Below are 19,994 nucleotides of genomic sequence, written 5' to 3' on the forward strand. Positions count from 1 at the left end.
CTACCCATACCCATTCATACTGACCTGTCGCTTCATTTAGGACACGATCTCTTTCACGTTTTACTTTTGTTCTCATACACTTTTGTTTTAGGCATCCAAAAGTGTCAAGTTTTTTTAGGGTAAGTCAATCCTCTCTACTCAACTGCTTTACGCGTTGCTGCTCACTCTCGTAATAACCAATTTCGGCATTGCCGCGTTCTACGAGTATCTTGACGATTTCCTTAAGATAATCGTCAAACCTACTTTGCGGCATATTGATAATATCGGCGATATTCACGTTCTGCTGCTGCAAGAAGTTGGCTTTGGCATTGACCACTGTTGTCGCATTGGCTATTATCGCACTTTGGTTGAACAATTCTCTAAGATTGCAGGAAGGGCTTTCTGTTACACCCTCCTTTAGCAACATATAAAGGTATTCCCAGCTGAACAAAGAGACATTGTGGTCGAGAGCTTCCTTATAAATCGTACTTACGCTTTTGGGATATTGGTAGTAAGGGCAAACCAAAACAGAGTAATCGCAATCACCCTTCCACTGAGCCATAGAAACTACCTTGAAGTCCTTGGCATTTTTGGCGGTCCTGCTGAGCCTGAAGGTTTTAGCATCACCAACCAGGCTATAGCCATGATAACGACTTTGCGCTATAATATCAGCACTGTCACTCCGTTGCGTCAATACAGCGACCTCGAGATTCATCTCACTGAGCGACTTGGCCAAAAGGATGTCAGACACTTTGGTATATAACTACTCCTCTGTTGAGTCGTGCTTTATATCCTCTGGTATGATGCCGATTTCTACTACAAGCGGTAATATGTCGGTCCTGTCAAGACCGAATATTGTAGTCTGGAGTCGACTGCTGGCTACCTGAAAGTCCAGGTCAATACTGTTCTTTATCGCTGACCTTAATTCTGCAAAGTTCATAATTCACCATCATTAAATCATCTACAAAGATACAGTATTAAAAGCATAATTCCAGATTTTTGAGCTGGTTTTTTGGATATTTATGACAAGAGCCTGTCCTAATATTGATTTCAGTTGTAAATAAGAAAGGAGGTTAAAGTAGTTTTCTACATATAGATGAAACTCCATAACATTGGACCATGAGTAATTTCATTGGACCTTATCCCACGCAGACGCCGTCTGTCGCCGCCGAGATGCACGTTGGCAGCTCGTATCAATTGACACGTGGGCTCGTGACATACGATACGGAAGCACGTGGCAATAGGTACGAGGGCTCGTTCCTTCCGTTACGAGCCGGCGACGGGCTGCTGCAAGGGGACAAAGGCAATGGCGGAGAGGGGGAAACGCAATCTCCCTTTCAGCAGCGACCGCCAGGGGCAGAAGGGGGGAATGGATAAAGGTGAGGGGGTTAATGCATGTACTGATGGGCGGGGCACAGGCCGTAGACGAAGGGCTTGCCTTTATGCGCCTGGTAATCGCACATGATGCAAGTGGAGTCGATGCAGTGTGGGGCTTTGTAGTAGCCATGGCCAAACTCGTGGACTATGACGGCAAGGAAGTTGTCGCCCTTGGCACGATAGTCTGACACGATGGTCTTGAAGTGGCCACGGGTGGTAAGGCCCATAATGCCGTAGTTCTTGGTGTTGTGGATGTTGAAGGAGATGTCTTTGTGGGTGAGTCCTATAACAAAAGCGTCGGGACCGGCAACGGTGAGGTCGCAAAGCAAGGCACTGGCGAGATAGCGCTGGCGTGGCTTGTAATAGGCGTGGGGCGGCTGGGGGCGGCTGGGCAGCACCTCGACATGCGACCAGTCGCCGCGATAGACTCTGCCAAGTGCCTGGGTGATGGAGGCTCGCAGCGCCTCTGCCTCGCGTTGAGGAAAATCTTCATAGGGCTGCAGGTAGATGGTAAAGGGCTTTTTGTCGGCAGGGAGCGAAGGCTCGGAGGCAGACCGGCGCCTGGTGCACGCTGCGCAGCACAGGGCGAGGAAGACAAGAAATAGGTAACGCCTCATAGGAAACCAAATGAATAGTGGCGTCAGCCCGTGCGACTGTGACGAAGCGGGCGCGGTCATCGTTTGGACTTAAAGAAATCTTGCATCAGCTGCCGACACTCATCTTCCATCACTCCGGCAGTGACGCGGGTCTTGGGATGGAAGGCATGGGGAGCATAGAGGGCATAGCCGCGCTTGGCATCGGGGGCGCCATAGACGACTCGGTCTATCTGGGACCAGCCGAGGGCTCCAGCGCACATCACGCAAGGTTCGACGGTGACATAGAGGGTGCAGCCCTTGAGATATTTTCCACCGAGAAGGTTGGCGGCAGAGGTGATGGCCTGCATCTCGGCATGGGCGGTGACATCGTTGAGGGCTTCGGTGAGGTTGGAGGCGCGGGCGATGATGCGGTCGCCACACACGATGACAGCTCCGATGGGTATCTCGTCGGCATCGAGGGCTATGCGGGCCTGCTCGAGGGCCTTTGACATATAGAAGAGGTCTTTCTTCTGCTGTTCTTCTGCACTCATTGGGGATAGGAATGGGATAAAGGGGATAAAGAAACGGGTAAAAAAAGAGAGCGGGAATAGTGTGAACTTATTCCCGCTCTGCTATTATGGTTGAATTGTTGTCTTACTCCTTGATACCGAGAGCGGCCTTGGCGGCAGCATTCTCCGGGTCGAGCTCGAGCACCTTGTGCCAGTAGTCGGCTGCCTTGTCGTTCTCTTTGGCGAGAGTGTAATAGTAGCCAAGGTATCTGTAAGCCTCGAGGAGGTTGGCCTTGTCGTGGTCATCCATGGTCTCGTGACCCTTGATAATCTCTACGAGCTTCTCGTAGTGGGGCTTGGCAGCACCGGTCTTGGTCTCGGGGTCGAGCTGGAAGCCGATGTGAGCACGCTGGAGAGTAGCGTAGTCAGCAAAGGTTGAGAACTGCTCGGCGATGGTAGCATATACCTTGTCGGCCTCGAGCAGATACTTCTCCATTTCGGCTCCCTCTACCTTGGCAGCCTGGTTTTTGTAGAGAGCAGCGAGCTGACCATACATAGAAGCGGTGCGCTTGGAAGAGATTTCGATGTACTTGTTGAAGTTTTCAACAGCCTTGTCGATGTCGCCCTTCTGGCCATAAACCTCGGCGAGGTCTCTGTAAACAGAAATCTGCAGGTCCTTGTCCTCGGGAGCCACCTCTGCAGCCTTGATGTACTGCTCGATAGCGCTGTCAAGCTCCTTGTTACCCTTAAGCGCAGTAGCGTAATAGAGGTGGTCGTTGCCAGAAATCTTGGCACCCTCGCAAGCGAAGAGAGCCTTGCCGGCAGCCACTGCCTCGGGGAATTTCTTCAACTCGGTGTTGTTGAACATGCACAGACGGTTGAGGGCAGAGTTGGAAGGGAATTTGCCAGCACCCATCTGGGCTATCTCAAGACTCTTCTCGTACTTGCCGAGCAGGAAGCAGTCGGTGGCATAGGCTGCCAGCTGATAGTCTTCCATCTGGCTGCGGTCAACCTTGTCATAATACTCGACAGCTTTCTCGAGGCGACCAGCCTTGTCGAAAATCTCGGCAGAAATGATGTCAACGGGATAGTCGGGGCGAACCTTGCGGAGTTCCTCGAGTTTCATCACAGCCATAGTGGGGTTGGCCTTGCTGTTGACCTGGGCATAACGACGGTAGCCCTCAATGTTCTGGGGGTCCATCATAGTGGCCTGCTCAAACCAAGCGGATGCGCTACCACCATTGTCCTTGGCAACTTCGATATCGCCCATGAGCACGTAGCCAGGACCATACTTGCTGTTGACCTTCAAGGCATTCTCGGCCAAAGCCACGGCATTGGCGGTATCCTTGACATCAAGATAAGCGCGGCCGAGGGCTGTCAGTGCCTCAGCGTTCTTCTTGTAGTTCTTGCGGAAAGCCTTAATCTCATCCTTGATAGCAGCAGGATTGGACTTGTTTTCCTTAACCAGTTTACTAATGTTCTCGATGTCACTCTTCATATCCTGTGACATTGCGGGAGCGCTGAAACCCATCAGCAGAGCTCCGATAAAGAAATATTTAATCGACTTCATAATTCTAAGTTTTAGGGTTACTTAATTATAGGACGTTTTACCAATTCTCAATGTTACGGCTATTTGGTTATATTAACATCACGAATGGTAATATTACCCTGAACAGGGAGCAGGCCGGACTTGAAAATGATGAGCTGACCCTTGGGGGAGTGCATGAAGTTGGCAAAGCCCCACGGCAGACCGCGCAACGGGTCGTTGAGAAGCGCATAGATGGTGCGCGAAAGGGGATAGTTGCCATTATAAATATAGTATTGATAGGGCTTCCAGCTGTTCTCGGGCGTAGCCTTGTCAAGCCGGGAAACCGACATCGTACGGATATTCTTCTTGAATGTGAGGTTGGTGGTGTCGCGCTTGTCATTGAGCCAGTTGCTGCCGATAATGCCAATGGCATTGACATTCTCTTCAACATACTTGATGACGTCGGCGGTGTTGTTGGTGGCTGCCATATTGGGGTTGGTAATGGGCTTGCCGCCAAGGATACTGTCTTCCACAAAGTGGACGGTACTGGATTTCTTATTGTCAAAGACTATGAGCACCTCGCCTTTGTCTGACTTGGGATTGAGTTGCTTCCACTGGGTAATCTTACCCGACATGATGGCAGCAAAATCCTTGACAGATATACAGGTGTCATTGTTGGCCTTGTTGACAATAAGCGCCAAGCCATCGTAAGCGATAGGTATGGCACGGGGATTGAAACTCTTGTCACGCAAGCTCTGACGCTCCATATCCCTATAATCGCGGGCTGTCACGGCAAGACAAATCTTTCCTTGCAGCAACATCGTGATAGCGTCTGACTCGTTGGTGTAGATAGGCTTGAGCGTAGCCTGGGGGTAAGTGAATTGGAAGAGCTCAACTTCCTCATCAATAATGGGGCTAAAACTTTCGTCAGAGGCGAAACTGGCCACCCCTGACGAATATGTATCTGTTCGTCCGCTTTTGTTTTTCTTACCGGAGCAAGAAAGACAAAAGCAGGCGAAAAGTGTTAATCCTACAATACTGTAGAATACGGTCTTCTTCATTATTCAAACGTTTACTATTGCAATCTGAACAATACAGGAACGCGGTAGTTCACACGAACGGTAATACCATTCTGCTTACCAGGAGTCCAACGTGGCATTGACTTAACCACGCGTACGGCTTCCTTGTCGAGTGATGGGTCTACACCTCTCAAAACGTGTACGTCTGAGATAGAACCATCCTTCTCAACCACGAACTGTACAGTTACACGGCCCTGAACACCATTCTCCTGGGCTACAACGGGATACTTAGTATTCTCAGAGAGATACTTCATAAGCGCCGCAGGACCACCGGGGAACAAAGGCTGCTGCTCTACGATATCGAATACCTTGTTTTCCTCCTCATGCTTAGGTGGCTCGGGCTCGGCAATAACTTCCTTGGCCTTGAGAATCTCACCATTGGCATCATCGTTACCCTTTACATCAAAGGTACCGATGGCGGTCTTGGTACTCATCAATTCGTCCTGAGTCTTAAGCTCTTCATCGGGCTTCACCTCTTCATCCTTCTTGATGACAGGAGCGGTAAACTTGATAGAGCTCTTTACGCGCTCTACAACACGCTCGGGTTCAACCTCGACTTTCTTCTGCTTAACCTCAGCCTTCTTCTTGGGCTGGTCATAGTTAGTAAGCTCAGCCACCTGGGTCATTGCGACCTTGGCACGCTGCTCGTCTACAAAATTCTTGACTGTGAGAATGATAAAGGCAACAATCAACAGTATTACAACTGCAACCATAGCGAGGATGTTACGCTTGGTAGTGCTCTTACGGAGTCTATAGGCACCGTAGGCCTTATTGCGCCCTTCAAATACCAAATCAACCCAGTCTGAAGAAATCAAATCAATTTTTGACATAGTCTTCTTAATTTTAATAATTCAACAATAACGACTACTTAACGCCTGCCTTATCAAGCAGCTTTTGGTCGTCTGGGTTAACTTTATCAATCACATACTTACCGATGCTGCACAACTGCATTTCATCGAGAGCATCTATCAAGTTCTTGTAGCTGGCCTTGTCAGTAGCCTTGATGATGATGGTCATGGTCGAAATCTTCTGGCCATTACCGAGGTCACCGGCCTTAATCTTAGACAGCTCGCTGTTGTAGAGCGTGTCGGGGAAGTTGGGCTCGTTGAGCTTCTTTTCATCAAGTTTAGCCTTGGCCAACATCACTTGCTGTACAGGCTGAGTGCCATCTTCAGTAACGTGGGTAATGAGCACCTTACGAATACCGTCCTTACCCCAAGTTGTCTTCTTCAGGCAGGTAGGGTCATCGTATTTGGGCAAACCAGCGATGTAGTAAATCTGGTCATCGGCACCTACATATATTGTAATGGTGTAAGAAGCCTTGGTCACAGACTTGTCTTCATCTTTCGTGTTCTTGTCATTACTTGGCATACTCAATTCCATAGTCTGAGGTTTGGCCAAAGACGTACAGAGCATAAAGAACGTGATAAGAAGCATCATCATATCCACCATAGGCGTAAAGTCTACGCGGACATTCATTTTCTTTTGTTTACTTGCTTTCTGCTTTGCCATTCTTTAGTCCTCCTCTTTCTTTAAAGAAGTGATAAGATAATAGCGGTTCTGGTTCATATCCTGAAGCTCAGACATTACAGTCTTCACTGTCTTGTAAGGAGTGTCAGAGTCTGCCTTGATGGCAATCTTCATATCCTCATTGACTAAGACAGCTTCAGCAACCCACAACTGGAACTCGCTCATACCCTTCTTGCCATCGCCATTGTCGATACTGTCGGTAGGAATACCTTCTTTCTGTATGGCGTCAGCCATCTGGTCTTCGGGAAGACTCAGATATGCGGGCAATTTTTCTACGCTCACACCAAGCATTGAATGCTTCTTGAGAGCTTCACGCTGTGCTCCATTCAAAGTCACACCAAATCGGCTGGTCATGGCATCAACAACACTAACGAGGTCGTTGGCATTTTCGATGCTCATGAATACCTTGCCATCCTTGGCTACACTGATGGTCAGCACGTCCTTCTCGGGCACTTTAATCTCCGAAACCGATCCAGGGGTGTTCACCTTTACTGGCTCATTCTTCACGAATGTTGATGTCAACATGAAGAATGTCAGCAGGAGCACCATGACATCGGACATAGGAGTCATGTCGATCCAGACATCTTTCTTCTCAATTTTTACTTTACCCATAGCGATAAATTTTTAAAGGGTTAGCAAAAATTAAGCTTCTTCTCCGTGGTTGGCTTCGTATGTCTGAGCAATAGTGTAACCAACTTCATCAAGAGCGTAAGTCAGCTTATCAATCTTGTTTGTGAAGAAGTTGTAGATAACAACGGCGAACCAAGATGTCAAGATACCTGATGCGGTATTAACCAAGGCCTCAGAAATACCAGTAGAAAGTGCCTGTGAGTCAGCACCACCACCTGCTGCCAGAGCGGCGAATGAACGGATCATACCAACAACGGTACCGAACAGAGCGGTAAGAGTACCGAGAGTAACGATAGTTGCTACGATGGGGAGGTTCATCTGGAGAGTAGGCATCTCAAGCTGAGTTGCTTCCTCGTGAGCCTGCTGAATCTTAGCGATCTTCTGGCTCTTCTTAACGCCAGTAGTCTTCTCCATCTCCTCATAAGTATTCAGAGAAGCGTTAACTACGTTAGCTACAGTACCCTGCATCTTGTCGCAGAGCTGGTGAGCCTTAGCGAAATCGCCAGCCTTGATAGCTACCTTAACCTCAGCAGTGAACTTAGCGAGAGACATCTTACCGAAAGCAGAGCGGAGGGCGAAGAAACGCTCAACACCGAGTGCGATAACGGTGAACAACAAAGTGAAGATTACAGGTACTACGATACCACCTTTGTAGATTGTACCGAGCAGGTTAGCGGGCTCACCGCTGTTGTCTCCACCATGGAAGTTAGCTCCGTTACCGAGGAATCCCTCGTAGAAAGCTACGGCCAGACCGAAACAAACAACGATGATCCAAATTGCATCTCTAACTCCCTGAAAGCCCTTCTTGGGGGCTGCTTTTTTTGTAGTTGCCATAATGTTACAATTAATTTTTGGTTATTAATAAAATGTTATAAGTTAATCTATTTCTTCTTGTTTTCTTTCCCTTGTTTTGCACAATTGAACTGATTGTATCTTTTGACAAGCAAAGATAGCAAATTAATATATATCCGCCACTTAATTAAGAAGTTTTAACAAGATATTTGTGACTTTTTTAGATGGCGTATATCATTTGAGTTTGCCAAGCGCAGCCTTAATGCGTCCCATGGCCGTGCGAATATTTTCATCGCTGGTGGCGTAACTCATTCTGAAGCAATCGGAATCACCGAAAGCATCGCCACCGACAGTAGCTACATGGGCTTCTTCGAGCAGATACATGGCCAGGTCGGTAGAACTGTTGATGACGCGCGTGCCGTCGCTCTTTCCGAAGAAGCTGCTGCACTTGGGGAAGAGGTAGAAAGCGCCTTGCGGACAGTTGACCTCGAGGCCAGGGATATCTTTGGCCAGGTCGACGATAAGGTTGCGACGACGCTCAAACGCCTTCCGCATTTCCTCTACGCAACTCTGAGGCGAATCATAGGCAGCTTCAGCCGCTTTCTGGCTTACCGAACATGGGCCGCTGGTGTATTGGCCCTGCAACTTGTTGCATCCCTTGACTATCCATTCGGGGGCAGCGATGTAACCGATACGCCAGCCGGTCATGGCATAGGCTTTGGACACGCCGTTGACGATGATGCAACGCTCCTGCATGCCTTCAAACTGAGCAATGCTCTCATGATGTCCGGTATAGTTGATATGCTCGTAGATTTCATCAGCCAGAACATAGACGCCGTCGTGGCGCAGTATCACTTCTGCCAATTCCCGCAGTTCTTCACGCGAATAGACGCTTCCTGTAGGATTGCTTGGCGAGCAGAGTATGAGCAGGCGGGTCTTGGGAGTGATGGCCTGCTCGAGTTGCTGGGCAGTCATTTTGAAGTCCTGTTCAAATCCAGTGTTCACGATGACCGGTTCGCCGTCGGCCATCTTGACCATCTGCGGATAACTTACCCAGTAGGGAGCCGGGATGATGACCTCGTCTCCCTTGTTGACGAGCGCCATGACCGTATTGCACACACCCTGCTTGGCGCCGTTTGACACCGATATCTGGGCAGGCGTGTAGTCAAGTCCGTTCTCGCGCTTGAGCTTTCGCACAATGGCTTCCCTGAGCGAGGCATAGCCCGCCACAGGCGAATAGCGCGAATAGTTGTCATCGATAGCCTTCTTGGCAGCTTCCTTGATGTGGTCGGGAGTGTTAAAGTCTGGTTCTCCGACACTGAGATTGATGACATCAATGCCTTGGGCCTTCATCTCGCTACTTTTCTGCGACATCGCCAGCGTAGCCGATGGAGCCAGGCGATTGATACAATCTGACAAATTAATCATAATATACTTTTTAACGTTCTTATATAGGCTGTTCTATATTATTGCAAACAACCCGGCCGCGGCCTACCCTATCCCATCTACGGTGATTTAACCTATATTATTTGAGATGCAGGGTGTGACCCATGCGGTCGCGCTTGGTCTTGAGATAACGCTCGTTGTAAATATTGGGGGTAATCTCGATGGGCACATTCTCCACGATTTCGAGTCCGTAGGCCTCCAGACCCACACGCTTCACGGGATTGTTGGTGAGCAGACGCATCTTGTGGACATTGAGATGACGCAGCATCTGCGCGCCGCAACCATAGTCGCGCTCGTCGGGCTTGAAACCGAGATGCACATTGGCATCCACCGTGTCATACCCCTCCTCCTGCAGTTTGTAGGCAGCTATCTTATTCATCAGTCCGATACCGCGACCTTCCTGCTGCATGTAGATGAGCACGCCTTTACCTTCACGATCTATCATCTGCATGGCCTTGTGCAGCTGTTCGCCGCAGTCGCAGCGCTTGCTGCCCAGGATATCGCCGGTGGCGCACGATGAGTGCACTCTCACCAGTATGGGCTCGTCCGGACGCCACTCTCCCTTGACGAGAGCCATGTGTTCCAGACCGTTACTCTGCTGACGGAAGGGGATGAGTTTGAAGTCGCCATACTCGGTAGGCATCTCCACCTCGTCGCCCACCTCGATAATCGACTCCTTGGTGAGTCTGTAGGCGATAAGGTCCTTGATAGACACGATGCGCATGCCCCACTCTTCTGCCATCTTGCACAACTCGGGCATGCGAGCCATCGTTCCGTCTTCGTTCATGATTTCCATGAGTGCGCCGGCGGGATAGAGACCTGCCAGTTTGCACAAATCGATGGCCGCTTCGGTATGGCCACTACGGCGCAGCACGCCGTTGTCCTGGGCGTAGAGGGGATTGATATGGCCGGGACGGCCAAAGGTCTGCGGAGTCGATGCGGGGTCAGCCAGAGCCTGTATGGTGGCGGCTCGATCATGTGCCGACACGCCTGTGCTACAGCCCTCCAGCTTGTCTATCGTTACCGTAAACGGCGTGCCAAGCATCGAGGTATTGTCAGAGACCTGATGGGGCAGGTCCAGTTCTTCACAACGGCTGATGGTGATGGGGGCACAGAGCACGCCGCGGGCATGCTTGAGCATGAAGTTCACCTTCTCGGGTGTTATCTTTTCGGCGGCGATAATCAGGTCGCCTTCATTCTCGCGGTCTTCATCGTCGACCACAATCACAAATTTACCTTCGGCAAAGTCCTTGACGGCTGCCTCTATATTATCTATGTTGAAATCAGTCATAATCTTGGTTCTTGTCTGAGTGATTACACCTTATTATATATATTATACTATCTTCTCTATTCTCGATATGATGTTGGCATTGGCCTGCTGGATGTCGCGCAGATCATTGAACAGACGGATGCGGAACTGCCACATGCGAATGTACAGAAACAGGCCCAGGGGCAGACACAGCGCAGCCAGAATGTTGAGCCATCGGCGCTCGAAGGGGCGCGTATGGGCCTTGGTGGCGATGTAGGGATAGAAGTTCATCTCGTTGATGATTACCACATCGCGCGTGTTGGACAGGTCTTCGATTACCTCTTCCAGTCGGGCATTGATTTTCTCTATGGCGTGGTCGGGCGAGTACTTGAAGAACACCTTTATCACGTTGGGCGCCGAGCGCAGACGGTGACGACGCGAGTATTCCAGTATCTCCCGGCTTATCTGCGCCAGTTTCTCGGCATCGCCGCGATAGTCGGGCTCGTCTACGATAACCTCCTTCATGGGCACATGGCGCTTCAGGCGCAGACCCAGCACGCGCATGGCCAGACTGCGCCACAGGTCGAGGTTGAACACCATTGAGTCGTGCGAAGCCTTGTAGGTGACAAATGCCGCCGTGGGGATGAGCACCACCGGCGCAAGTGCCGTGCCATACCATATTGACCATATTCCCGAACGTGCCATCTTATATCCCGTGCTGTCCAGGATGTAGTAGATGATATACACAAACACCGACACGATGATGGGGATACCCAGACCACCCTTGCGGATGATGGTGCCGAGCGGCGCACCGATGAAGAAGAATATCAGACACGACAGGGCGAGGGCAAACTTCTTGATAGACTCGAGCTTGTGCTCGCGTATCAGTCGGTCACCGTCATTGGTTATCAGTTTCTTGAAGTCCAAGTCCACCTTGGCGCTCTGCACATCAGAGAGAGCGCTGTTCACCATATTCTTGCGAGCGTCGGGCGAGAGTTTGGCACACACGGAGTCAAAGTCCACCGACTGGCTCTTGATAATCTTTGCCACAGCCAGCCGCTGGTGGGGTGTGATGCTGTCCTGGCGGTAGTAGGTCATGCGGGCATAGTCCATATAGTCGGCGCCCACACTGTCGTAGTGCAGCGTGAGCGAGTCCTTGCCGCGCTGAAGCTCGGCCAGACTCTTGCCCTTGGCATTGTTGGACAGACTGGAGGCATCCATCAGACTGAAGTCGCCGTCAAAGTCGAGCACGATGCGCTTGGCGGTAAACGTCTCGCGGCGGTAAGGCACCGAGGCGGCATCGCCGAAGCTCTGGGTCTGCATATTCTCAAACCACTCACCGCTCCACAACGTGAGCAGCAGGTGTTTCTTCTCTGCCGTTGACTGCAGCATACCCGAGTCGGCCAGGATGATGGCATGGTCTTCATAGCTGGCCGTCATGCGGTAAATCATGATGCCATAGAGCTTACCGGTCTTCATGTCCTTCTTCTGCACATAGAGGTTGCAGTTGGGGATGCCGCTATAGAAGATGCCTTCGGGTATCTCCAGTTCAGGGCTCTTCTGCTTTACCGAGATAAACAGCTGGGCCATCTTCTGGTTGGCTATAGGGCCTATTTGGTTCTGGAATATGAAGCTCACGCCGGTGGTGACCACTGCAAAGACGATGAGCGACCTGAAGGTCTGCATCAGCGAGATTCCCGCAGCCTTGATGGCCGTGAGCTCACTGCTCTCGCCCAAGTTGCCAAAAGTGATAAGCGAAGAAAGCAACAGTGCCAGCGGAAGCGCCTGGGGTACGAACATCAGGCCCATATACCAGAACAGCTGACCCATAATGTCGAGAGTCAGACCCTTGCCTATCAGTTCGTCTACAAACTTCCACAGAAACTGCATCATCAGAACAAAGAGGCTGATGCAGAACGTACCGCAGAAGAGCAGGCTGAATTGCCTGAGGATGAATATATCTAATTTCTTTATTCGCAGCATAATGTACGTGGTGACTATATACGCGTGTACATAATTTTGAGTGCAAAGTTAGCATAAATTATTCATATTCTCCTTATTTTTTCACTTTTTATTACTGCCGCCGCCGCTTTTGCGTCCATCCGAGGAGGCGCCGGAAGGCGTCGCAACAAAAAAAACATAGGAAAAGAGACAAAAAGTGTCCGAAAATTTTGCAAGCACGAAAATTTTCACTACCTTTGCACCCGCAATCGCACAAATGGCGGGATAGCTCAGCTGGTTAGAGCGTCGGATTCATAATCCGGAGGTCGTGGGTTCGGGTCCCACCCCCGCTACTGCAAAAGGAGTTACGAAGACTATCGTAACTCCTTTTGCTTTATGTGGGAAAACGATGGAAATTAATAAGATTTTCAGGATTTCCCTTGCTAATCCCAACGAATATCCTTATTTTTGCACAAAAGACTGGATATGAATTCAGAAACATTGGACTTTGTAATATTCTGCGTCTCAAGCGTAGCGGAGAGGATGAAGATGAGCGCACGCGATGTTTATCGCAAGATGAGCGAATCGGGGATTATCAGCAATTACATAATCCCATGTTATGACGTGCTCCACACGTTCTCGAAGCAGTATATCACCGACGATCTCATATCCGTGATGAAGGAGAAAGGGGTTGTCGCATGATTACGTTGTACCATTCCTCCCGGGTAGTTGTCGATAAGCCCGACATCCTTCACTCCCGTGAGAGCCTTGACTTCGGAAAAGGCTTTTACCTTACTCGCTTACGGTCTCAGGCTGACAAATACGCCGAGAGATTCATAAGACTCTATAATTCTGCCGTTCTCAACATTTATCATTTTGACGAGAACCTGGAAGGCTTTACATCCCATGTCTTTGAAAAGTATGACGGCGACTGGATTGATTACATTGTTGCATGCCGGAGGCTTCAAGGCCATACACTGTATGACATAATCGAAGGTGGTATAGCCGACGATAAGGTTTACAACACCGTTGACCTGTACATGCAGGGTATATATACCAAAGAGCAGGCTCTTGACATGCTGATTTACAAGAAACCGAACAACCAAATATGCATTACGAGCCAAGAACTTCTTGACAGAAACCTGCATTATGTCAAATCTATAATACTATAATGTTATGGAAACAAACAAGACTATCCTCCAGATGAAATATGGACGCATCGTCAAGGCATTCGCCAAGGAAGCTGGAATTTCCCTTGATGAGGCTCTTGACAAGTTCTACAACTCAAATACCTTTATCCTTATGGATGAGGGCATCGCCGATATGCAGACCATGAGCGACATCTACCTCACCGATGAACTTCTCATAGAATACGGCTACAAGAAACAGCCCGGAACGGAAAAGACTGTGGCGTAAATACATTTCCATAGGCTACACCTTAAACGCAGTTGACTTTGCCCAAATTGGGGCAAAACACTCTCCCAACAAGTTGTTGGTCAATTCTATTTTGATTTGTGCCACAGATTGTGGAACTATTGAAATTTGATGAGAATATAAAACGGGAGAAGGAGACCACATCCCCCTCTCCCTAAATCTTACAAGCATATTGCCTCAAAGATTTAATCCAAGACAAAGGCAATGCCTCCATCCATCATCTTGTCAACCTTATATCAACCGCCTAAACCATTCAGGATTACCAGTTTGACGTCTGGATTTACTTCAACCCTGCCGGCAACACCGTGAGCGACGAGTATTTTCGCACGGAGAACATCAGACTGTGGCGGACGCAGACCCGTACGACCGTTTCCGACCGCGAGATAGAGGACTATATCTACATCTACTCCGCTGACGGACTCAAAACGCACAAGTCATCCTGCTTCAAGGATATGGGAGACGACGCCTACCAGTTCCTCCTTTTCGCAAAGCTGTGGGAGAAGGCGCGCGACGAGATGAACGCCCCGTGACACTACCCTACTAAGAACGACCAACAAGTAAAGGCCCTGCAGAAGATTTCTGACCAGGGTTGACCCCTTGCGAAACCACACGCGTAGATAACCACAACGCTGCCAACGCAAACCGCAATTATATACTTTTTGGCATTGAGAATTCTAAGGATAGATTACCGGCCGTGCCAAGAGGTATATAACCGACATAAATTGCGACTAACACGATTTTTCCAGAACTTAAGAACTATATAAAGCAAATCATTACCTTTTGGCAAAAAAAGGAATGAGGCCTCCCTCCAGACGCAGCAATGGGGATTAATACCGAACACCTACAAAAAAGCATGCTACGAGTTATTCCGCAGCATGCTTTATTTATAAGTTTTTATCAGAGATTACTTGACCATCACTTTCTTTCCGTTTATAATGTATAGGCCCTGTAAAGGTTTGTCCACCTTACGACCTTGCAAGTCGTATACTTTCTCATCAGAAGAGTCTACTGCAAGACCATTAATGCCCGTTTCAGTTGAGACCGTAACTGTCGATTGATTGTCAGCAGGATAAAATTCCTTTTCATCTGAAGTAGCCAAAACTATGCGCTCCATCTTAAGCACATAATCTCCGCTTGTTACATTTTTTTCTGCCTTCAACTTAATATTTACCACCGGACCGTTTGCTCCTTCTACATCTGTATTTGACAATGAGAACACTATCACGCGATAACGACTTCCTTTGATTAGATTAGAGGTCAGTGAATGATCTACACATCTCGATGTAACCAAGGAAGCTGAATAGCGGACGGATCCGTTCTTATTCACTGTACTGTCTATGGTAATACCCTTAGGAAGTACTATATCAAACTGGAAGCTACAGTAATTACCACTATTATCAAGATTGACTGGCAATGTTACTGAGTTTCCTGGAGCGACTGTAACGTTGTCACAATACATCCTGTCATCTGTAGTGCCGTCATTGGCAGCAGCCAAGACATTATAAGGCATCTTAACCAATGCAGGAGTTTTTACCTCTGCGAGCACATTTACGATGGCATTAACATCAGAAACATTAACTACTCCATTATTGTTCATATCTGCTGCCTCGAAACAAAAATTCTCTGATGGTTTCTCCACAATATAGTTTACTGTGCTATTCACATCAGCAAGAGAGACCTTCCCATCACTGTTAGCATCGCCCATTATAACTTCTTTGACATGGATAACGCCATTAGCATCCTGGCAGTAATATTCTTTTTCTGCTGCATCTGCCAAAACGATATTGCGGATACAGATATCGTAATCACCCTTCGTCACATCTCCTATGGTAATTGGGAGATAGACAAGAGCTCCACTCTTGCCAGAGAAATTATCATTGGCTATGGAGAACGCAATGATGCGGACAGCACCAGTACTTACCTTATTCGATGTAATGGAGTGTGTATCTTCCTGCCTTCCTGCAAACTGAATATCATATTTGCCTTTGCTGTTCTTGGCAATATCCATACCTTCCGGCAAATAAACATCAAACTGGAAACTGCAGACAGGGTCTTCATTATTGAGATAGACCGGATACATAATTGTCTTGTTCTTCTGTGCAGTCGTATCTTTCAACAGAATTGTGTCATTAACAGGAGCACAAACCGTAACAAGGGCTGAGTCAGAAAGATTTGTTCCGTCAGAAGAGGTTGCAAAGATGGTTGCCTTACCATTGCCCACACCTCTCACAATACCATCCCTTACGGTAGCAACGCCCGTGTCAGAGGAAGACCAAGTCACCGTCTTGTCTGTTGCATCATCTGGCTTAACTATTGCTTTTAGTGTTACCATCTGACCTTTCTTTAGAGTGAGGGACTTCTGATCCAAAGTAACACTCGAAACAAGACCATAAACCGTCATGTCAAGGGTTGGCCAACCCTCGTTTTCATCTATTTTCCAAACACGACTAAAGGACCATCCGAGTTTTTCGTATGTAGCTTTAGACTTCAGTTCCTCCTCTGTCTTGGCATATCCGTCAAGAATATTGTCAGTAACTTTTTTTGGAACGCCATTGACCGAAAGTATCATCGTGCTTAAAGCATAATTGTTCTGACCAGGTTCAACACCGCCTTCTGCAAAACCGCCAAGCACACGAATGCTCCAGCCGCTCTTGTCGGTCACTTCAACCTTAGGATTACCAGCCACAATACCATTAATCGAAGCCGTCCATGAATTATACCCCACAGCACCAGCACCATATAACTTACTGTTTATGCGACCTTTGCAATAGCAATTGCTTACTTTTCCCATATTAAAAGCCACAAGGCCTGCAGCATAGCGGATTGATGTAGCATCGGCTGAAGAATAACAATTGACTATTTCCGCACCACTCTCATTCTCGCCAACAAGTCCACTGCCACAAGAACCATCCCCTGTCAGTGAAACAGCACCACTTGCAAAAGAGCAATCAACACGCCCATAGTTTTTTCCCACCAGTGCACCCGCGATAGTACTTTGACCGCTTGCTTTGATATCTGAGTTCGCTTGCGACTTGACAATTTCACCACTCTGTATTTCACCGGCAATACCTCCTAAAACAGCAGAAGCAGAATCCGACATTAAGATTCCGTCAAATTTCGAACTACTGATTTTCAGTTTGTCGGCCACACCTACTATACCACCGCTTCTCCTGGTACCATTGACAGTGCCCGAAGCAGTAACATTGTCGATTGTACCATTCGCAAAACGCCCGATGACAACCCCGGTATAATCACCGCCCTTCACTTCTTTACCTTCTGCCACTCTTACTGTAAGATTCTTGATATATCCATCCGGGAAGTTGGAGAATAAACCGTTATAATCTGCAGTAGTATTACACCAAAGGCCAGACACGGTATGACCACCGCCATCAAAATATACAGCACTCAATCCATTCTTACCGATAGCAGGCCATCCTTCATCAGGATTATTCTGATTGATCCACTCAGTCAAGTCTACATCATTTTTCAATTTATAATAGCCTTTCTTGTAAACGCCTTGAAGGTCTGCCGCGGTATAAATCAGATATGGATCGGCCAAGGTACCGTTGCCCGGGTAACCGACAAATGTGTCGGTATATGGAGATTGCCATTTGCCGTCTACAACTGCATATACCCTAACGGGATCGCCTGCTTGAAGAGCGGGGACAGAGAATGACCACGTATTACCACTGCAAACAACAGACGATTTATATACATCACCTATTTCTATATAGACGGTTCCACCATCAATACTCTTTCCTTTTACAGTCGTTTCTTTTGAAACAAATTCTGATGTGATTCGAGGCGGCGCAGCCTGCCAAGGCTTGTATGGGAGGGTCTCTGTCTCCTGCATAGTCCAGTCGTTGTTGAAGTCCCAACCATGAGCCACATAGTTGGCTTTGAGTTTTAATCCAGAAATACCCTTGCTAACGCCATGTCCGCCGCCATCCTTTACTTCATACACAACGCCTTGACTTGAAACTATCATTGTTGACAATGCGATATTCTCATCAGATGTACCATCTGTGCCAAGTGACACATTATAACTCGAACCACATATCCTTCCAACTATACCTGCTGTGGCACTTACAACATTCAAATTGGATGCACAAGAAGTAATATTTACATTTCCCCGAGAGTTCTCACTACAAGTCTTTTTTCCTAGGACACCTCCGACACATTCACGACCATATACAAAACCAGATACAAAACACTTGGAAATTTTACTAACATCATCTCTATCATCTGTACTCTCATGCATTCTACCCACTATTCCCCCAACATCAGTTCCTCCATTAATGGTTCCGCTGAAATAAGAGTTTGCGATATCAAACGTAGCTCTAGAACCTACATATACGCTCCCTATAAGTCCTCCTACTTTATTATCCGAATCGATATTACATATTGCAACACTATTTGATATTGACAAATGTTTGTAGTTATTATAGTAATCATTACGAGTGCCAATTAGTCCGCCTACATTATCCTTTCCCACAAGTGTACCATTGAAAAGACATTTACATAAAACAGACTCGGAAACAGTACTCGAACTTTCTCCAACCAAGCCGCCAATATTATCTCCGTTTCCTTTAACATGAGAATAGACTTGACACTCATTTAATGTTGTTTCTCCATTATCGCATCCGATAATTCCACCCATTTTTTCGGTGCCGACTATATCTGCCTCAACGATACATTTAGTGAACTTTAGTCCACCTGAATTACACCCTACAATGCCACCTATGTTATTAGGAAGAGTTTCATCATACTGAGAAATACTAACACCTTTCAACTTCGTAGATGCAACCACACACTCTGCAAACTGTCCGCCTTTATTGCTACCAGACAAAGAACCTATATTAGAAACACCTTGTATATCTACTACAACATTACAATCACTAAACGTCGTGTTTGTCGATTTTCCACAAATACCTCCAATGCAGCTACGTCCCTTAAGTTTTCCTTGCACTGTAAGTTTTTTGATTGTGGCACCATCAACAACGCCAAAAAGACCAATGTTATCAGTTCTTCCACGTTCAACATTGATGGAGCTGATTTGATGGCCATTTCCGTCGAATACGCCTTTAAACGGTGAAGATTCAACACCAATAGGCTGCCATCCCTCCTTTGGTGCATTCTCAGAAATCCAATCTGCCAAATCAATATCTGACATAAGTTTGAAGCACACTCCATCCTTATTAAGGAAGTTGCGTACTTGACTCAATTGCTCTGCATAGAAAATTCGATATGGGTCGCCAAAAGTTCCTGACCCAGACCCACTAAATTGAGCAAATACCGTCGATAGCGAACACAGGAACAATGTCCAAATGAGTAAAAAACGTTTCATAAAAAGCGCTTTAGAAGTTCCAATTAATTGTAAAACAAGAAAGATCTTCGCATAAAACACGTTTAATTTCTTTCTTTTCATCATCAGTAAATGCGTCTGTCTTTTCCAGAGATTCAATTGCCAATCTAAGTTGTTTCTTAGCTGTTTCCTCCACATCCGCTTTAATTCCATTAAGGAAAGAATTTCTTGTTACCATAATCTTGAGGTTAGTTTCTTTGACTCCCGGAAAGAATTGTTTATTTAGACTATGTTTGTAAGTATACGAAAAAAGCGTGGGAGTCTTTACCATCACTCGTCCCACACTCTGAGGCTCTCGCATTGCCCATCGTAAGTTGAACGAGCAACGCAGAAGCCCACGCCGATATGTATACGCCAATATGTATACCCACAAAAAACGAAGGTATACAATATGGGCACAGAATACACACCCATGGACATCTACCGTTACCTCATTCCTGACTTACGATTGAAACTTGCGAGATTTCAGAGTGTCAAGAACAAAGCGTCAAGAAAACGCCTTCATCATATATATGGTCCCCACTATCAAGACGCCCCTCATAGGCATCTCTTTTCCCACC

Annotated in this window: 19 protein-coding genes and 1 tRNA gene; 5 read left to right on the forward strand and 15 right to left on the reverse strand. The window is 47.5% G+C overall.

Annotation, left to right across the window (positions count from 1 at the left end; translation table 11 throughout):
- Positions 1–124: 124 nt before the first annotated feature.
- The 13 genes from CIK95_RS09810 to CIK95_RS09870 all read right to left on the reverse strand — a co-directional run bounded on the left by CIK95_RS09810 (position 125) and on the right by CIK95_RS09870 (position 12,677).
- Positions 125–730 (reverse strand): HindIII family type II restriction endonuclease, encoded by a 606-nt coding sequence (locus tag CIK95_RS09810; RefSeq protein ID WP_256387375.1) that lies wholly within the window; start codon positions 728–730, stop codon positions 125–127.
- Positions 731–742: 12 nt separating this feature from the next.
- Positions 743–919 carry a hypothetical protein gene (locus CIK95_RS13195; RefSeq protein WP_158215121.1) on the reverse strand — a complete coding sequence of 59 codons (177 nt, stop codon included), beginning with the start codon at positions 917–919 and terminating at the stop codon, positions 743–745.
- A 448-nt stretch (positions 920–1,367) separates the two neighbouring features.
- Complete coding sequence (locus CIK95_RS09820) at positions 1,368–1,973, reverse strand: hypothetical protein (protein ID WP_094466905.1); 606 nt, start codon at positions 1,971–1,973, stop codon at positions 1,368–1,370.
- Between the two features lie 56 nt (positions 1,974–2,029).
- Positions 2,030–2,482 carry a nucleoside deaminase gene (locus tag CIK95_RS09825; protein WP_022309549.1) on the reverse strand — a complete coding sequence of 151 codons (453 nt, stop codon included), beginning with the start codon at positions 2,480–2,482 and terminating at the stop codon, positions 2,030–2,032.
- A 103-nt stretch (positions 2,483–2,585) separates the two neighbouring features.
- The gene (locus tag CIK95_RS09830; protein ID WP_094384737.1) at positions 2,586–4,010 is read right to left on the reverse strand and encodes a lipopolysaccharide assembly protein LapB; all 1,425 of its coding nucleotides are present in this window, start codon (positions 4,008–4,010) and stop codon (positions 2,586–2,588) included.
- Positions 4,011–4,069: 59 nt separating this feature from the next.
- Positions 4,070–5,029, reverse strand: coding sequence for a PstS family phosphate ABC transporter substrate-binding protein (locus tag CIK95_RS09835; RefSeq protein ID WP_022309551.1), 960 nt, complete (start codon positions 5,027–5,029; stop codon positions 4,070–4,072).
- Positions 5,030–5,043: 14 nt separating this feature from the next.
- Entirely contained in the window at positions 5,044–5,877 is an 834-nt protein-coding gene (locus CIK95_RS09840; RefSeq protein ID WP_094384735.1) for an energy transducer TonB, read from the reverse strand.
- A 34-nt stretch (positions 5,878–5,911) separates the two neighbouring features.
- The gene (locus CIK95_RS09845) at positions 5,912–6,559 is read right to left on the reverse strand and encodes a biopolymer transporter ExbD (RefSeq protein WP_094384732.1); all 648 of its coding nucleotides are present in this window, start codon (positions 6,557–6,559) and stop codon (positions 5,912–5,914) included.
- A 3-nt stretch (positions 6,560–6,562) separates the two neighbouring features.
- A complete protein-coding gene (locus tag CIK95_RS09850) occupies positions 6,563–7,189 on the reverse strand; it encodes a biopolymer transporter ExbD (RefSeq protein ID WP_094384730.1) in 627 nt (208 codons plus the stop codon).
- 30 nt (positions 7,190–7,219) lie between these two features.
- A complete protein-coding gene (locus tag CIK95_RS09855; protein WP_022309555.1) occupies positions 7,220–8,041 on the reverse strand; it encodes a MotA/TolQ/ExbB proton channel family protein in 822 nt (273 codons plus the stop codon).
- A gap of 192 nt (positions 8,042–8,233) precedes the next feature.
- The gene (locus CIK95_RS09860; RefSeq protein ID WP_094384728.1) at positions 8,234–9,427 is read right to left on the reverse strand and encodes a pyridoxal phosphate-dependent aminotransferase; all 1,194 of its coding nucleotides are present in this window, start codon (positions 9,425–9,427) and stop codon (positions 8,234–8,236) included.
- Between the two features lie 97 nt (positions 9,428–9,524).
- A complete protein-coding gene (locus CIK95_RS09865; protein ID WP_094384725.1) occupies positions 9,525–10,736 on the reverse strand; it encodes a bifunctional 3,4-dihydroxy-2-butanone-4-phosphate synthase/GTP cyclohydrolase II in 1,212 nt (403 codons plus the stop codon).
- Positions 10,737–10,778: 42 nt separating this feature from the next.
- Complete coding sequence (locus CIK95_RS09870; protein ID WP_094384723.1) at positions 10,779–12,677, reverse strand: LptF/LptG family permease; 1,899 nt, start codon at positions 12,675–12,677, stop codon at positions 10,779–10,781.
- A 237-nt stretch (positions 12,678–12,914) separates the two neighbouring features.
- Here CIK95_RS09870 and CIK95_RS09875 point away from each other — a divergent pair.
- The 5 genes from CIK95_RS09875 (at position 12,915) to CIK95_RS09895 (ending at position 14,599) form a co-directional block, all read left to right on the forward strand.
- Positions 12,915–12,988 (forward strand) — tRNA-Met (locus tag CIK95_RS09875).
- Between the two features lie 133 nt (positions 12,989–13,121).
- Positions 13,122–13,337 (forward strand): DUF3791 domain-containing protein, encoded by a 216-nt coding sequence (locus CIK95_RS09880; protein WP_022309559.1) that lies wholly within the window; start codon positions 13,122–13,124, stop codon positions 13,335–13,337.
- The gene (locus CIK95_RS09885) at positions 13,334–13,807 is read left to right on the forward strand and encodes a DUF3990 domain-containing protein (RefSeq protein WP_022309560.1); all 474 of its coding nucleotides are present in this window, start codon (positions 13,334–13,336) and stop codon (positions 13,805–13,807) included. The genes CIK95_RS09880 and CIK95_RS09885 overlap by 4 nt, the downstream gene beginning before the upstream one ends.
- Before the next feature lie 4 nt (positions 13,808–13,811).
- Positions 13,812–14,051 carry a DUF3791 domain-containing protein gene (locus tag CIK95_RS09890; RefSeq protein ID WP_094466906.1) on the forward strand — a complete coding sequence of 80 codons (240 nt, stop codon included), beginning with the start codon at positions 13,812–13,814 and terminating at the stop codon, positions 14,049–14,051.
- A 323-nt stretch (positions 14,052–14,374) separates the two neighbouring features.
- Complete coding sequence (locus CIK95_RS09895) at positions 14,375–14,599, forward strand: hypothetical protein (protein WP_094466907.1); 225 nt, start codon at positions 14,375–14,377, stop codon at positions 14,597–14,599.
- A gap of 374 nt (positions 14,600–14,973) precedes the next feature.
- Here the strand turns inward: CIK95_RS09895 and CIK95_RS09900 are convergent, their stop codons facing one another.
- A complete protein-coding gene (locus tag CIK95_RS09900) occupies positions 14,974–19,500 on the reverse strand; it encodes an Ig-like domain-containing protein (RefSeq protein WP_158215122.1) in 4,527 nt (1,508 codons plus the stop codon).
- A complete protein-coding gene (locus CIK95_RS13200) occupies positions 19,427–19,612 on the reverse strand; it encodes a hypothetical protein (protein WP_158215123.1) in 186 nt (61 codons plus the stop codon). Before CIK95_RS13200 ends, CIK95_RS09900 begins: the two co-directional genes overlap by 74 nt.
- Between the last annotated feature and the right edge of the window lie 382 nt (positions 19,613–19,994).

This window comes from Prevotella sp. P5-108 (genome assembly GCF_002251385.1).
In the GTDB taxonomy this organism is placed as follows: Bacteria; Bacteroidota; Bacteroidia; order Bacteroidales; family Bacteroidaceae; genus Prevotella.

Excerpts from the sequence above, each read along its gene's own strand:
- CIK95_RS09865 (WP_094384725.1), bottom strand. The coding sequence starts at position 10,736 with ATGACTGATTTCAACATAGATAATATAGAGGCAGCCGTCAAGGACTTT.
- CIK95_RS09855 (WP_022309555.1), bottom strand. The coding sequence starts at position 8,041 with ATGGCAACTACAAAAAAAGCAGCCCCCAAGAAGGGCTTTCAGGGAGTT.
- CIK95_RS09840 (WP_094384735.1), bottom strand. The coding sequence starts at position 5,877 with ATGTCAAAAATTGATTTGATTTCTTCAGACTGGGTTGATTTGGTATTT.
- CIK95_RS09885 (WP_022309560.1), top strand. The coding sequence starts at position 13,334 with ATGATTACGTTGTACCATTCCTCCCGGGTAGTTGTCGATAAGCCCGAC.
- CIK95_RS09860 (WP_094384728.1), bottom strand. The coding sequence starts at position 9,427 with ATGATTAATTTGTCAGATTGTATCAATCGCCTGGCTCCATCGGCTACG.
- CIK95_RS13200 (WP_158215123.1), bottom strand. The coding sequence starts at position 19,612 with ATGGTAACAAGAAATTCTTTCCTTAATGGAATTAAAGCGGATGTGGAG.
- CIK95_RS09830 (WP_094384737.1), bottom strand. The coding sequence starts at position 4,010 with ATGAAGTCGATTAAATATTTCTTTATCGGAGCTCTGCTGATGGGTTTC.
- CIK95_RS09870 (WP_094384723.1), bottom strand. The coding sequence starts at position 12,677 with ATGCTGCGAATAAAGAAATTAGATATATTCATCCTCAGGCAATTCAGC.
- CIK95_RS09900 (WP_158215122.1), bottom strand. The coding sequence starts at position 19,500 with ATGATGAAAAGAAAGAAATTAAACGTGTTTTATGCGAAGATCTTTCTT.
- CIK95_RS09880 (WP_022309559.1), top strand. The coding sequence starts at position 13,122 with ATGAATTCAGAAACATTGGACTTTGTAATATTCTGCGTCTCAAGCGTA.
- CIK95_RS09820 (WP_094466905.1), bottom strand. The coding sequence starts at position 1,973 with ATGAGGCGTTACCTATTTCTTGTCTTCCTCGCCCTGTGCTGCGCAGCG.
- CIK95_RS09890 (WP_094466906.1), top strand. The coding sequence starts at position 13,812 with ATGGAAACAAACAAGACTATCCTCCAGATGAAATATGGACGCATCGTC.
- CIK95_RS09835 (WP_022309551.1), bottom strand. The coding sequence starts at position 5,029 with ATGAAGAAGACCGTATTCTACAGTATTGTAGGATTAACACTTTTCGCC.
- CIK95_RS09825 (WP_022309549.1), bottom strand. The coding sequence starts at position 2,482 with ATGAGTGCAGAAGAACAGCAGAAGAAAGACCTCTTCTATATGTCAAAG.
- CIK95_RS09845 (WP_094384732.1), bottom strand. The coding sequence starts at position 6,559 with ATGGCAAAGCAGAAAGCAAGTAAACAAAAGAAAATGAATGTCCGCGTA.
- CIK95_RS13195 (WP_158215121.1), bottom strand. The coding sequence starts at position 919 with ATGAACTTTGCAGAATTAAGGTCAGCGATAAAGAACAGTATTGACCTG.
- CIK95_RS09850 (WP_094384730.1), bottom strand. The coding sequence starts at position 7,189 with ATGGGTAAAGTAAAAATTGAGAAGAAAGATGTCTGGATCGACATGACT.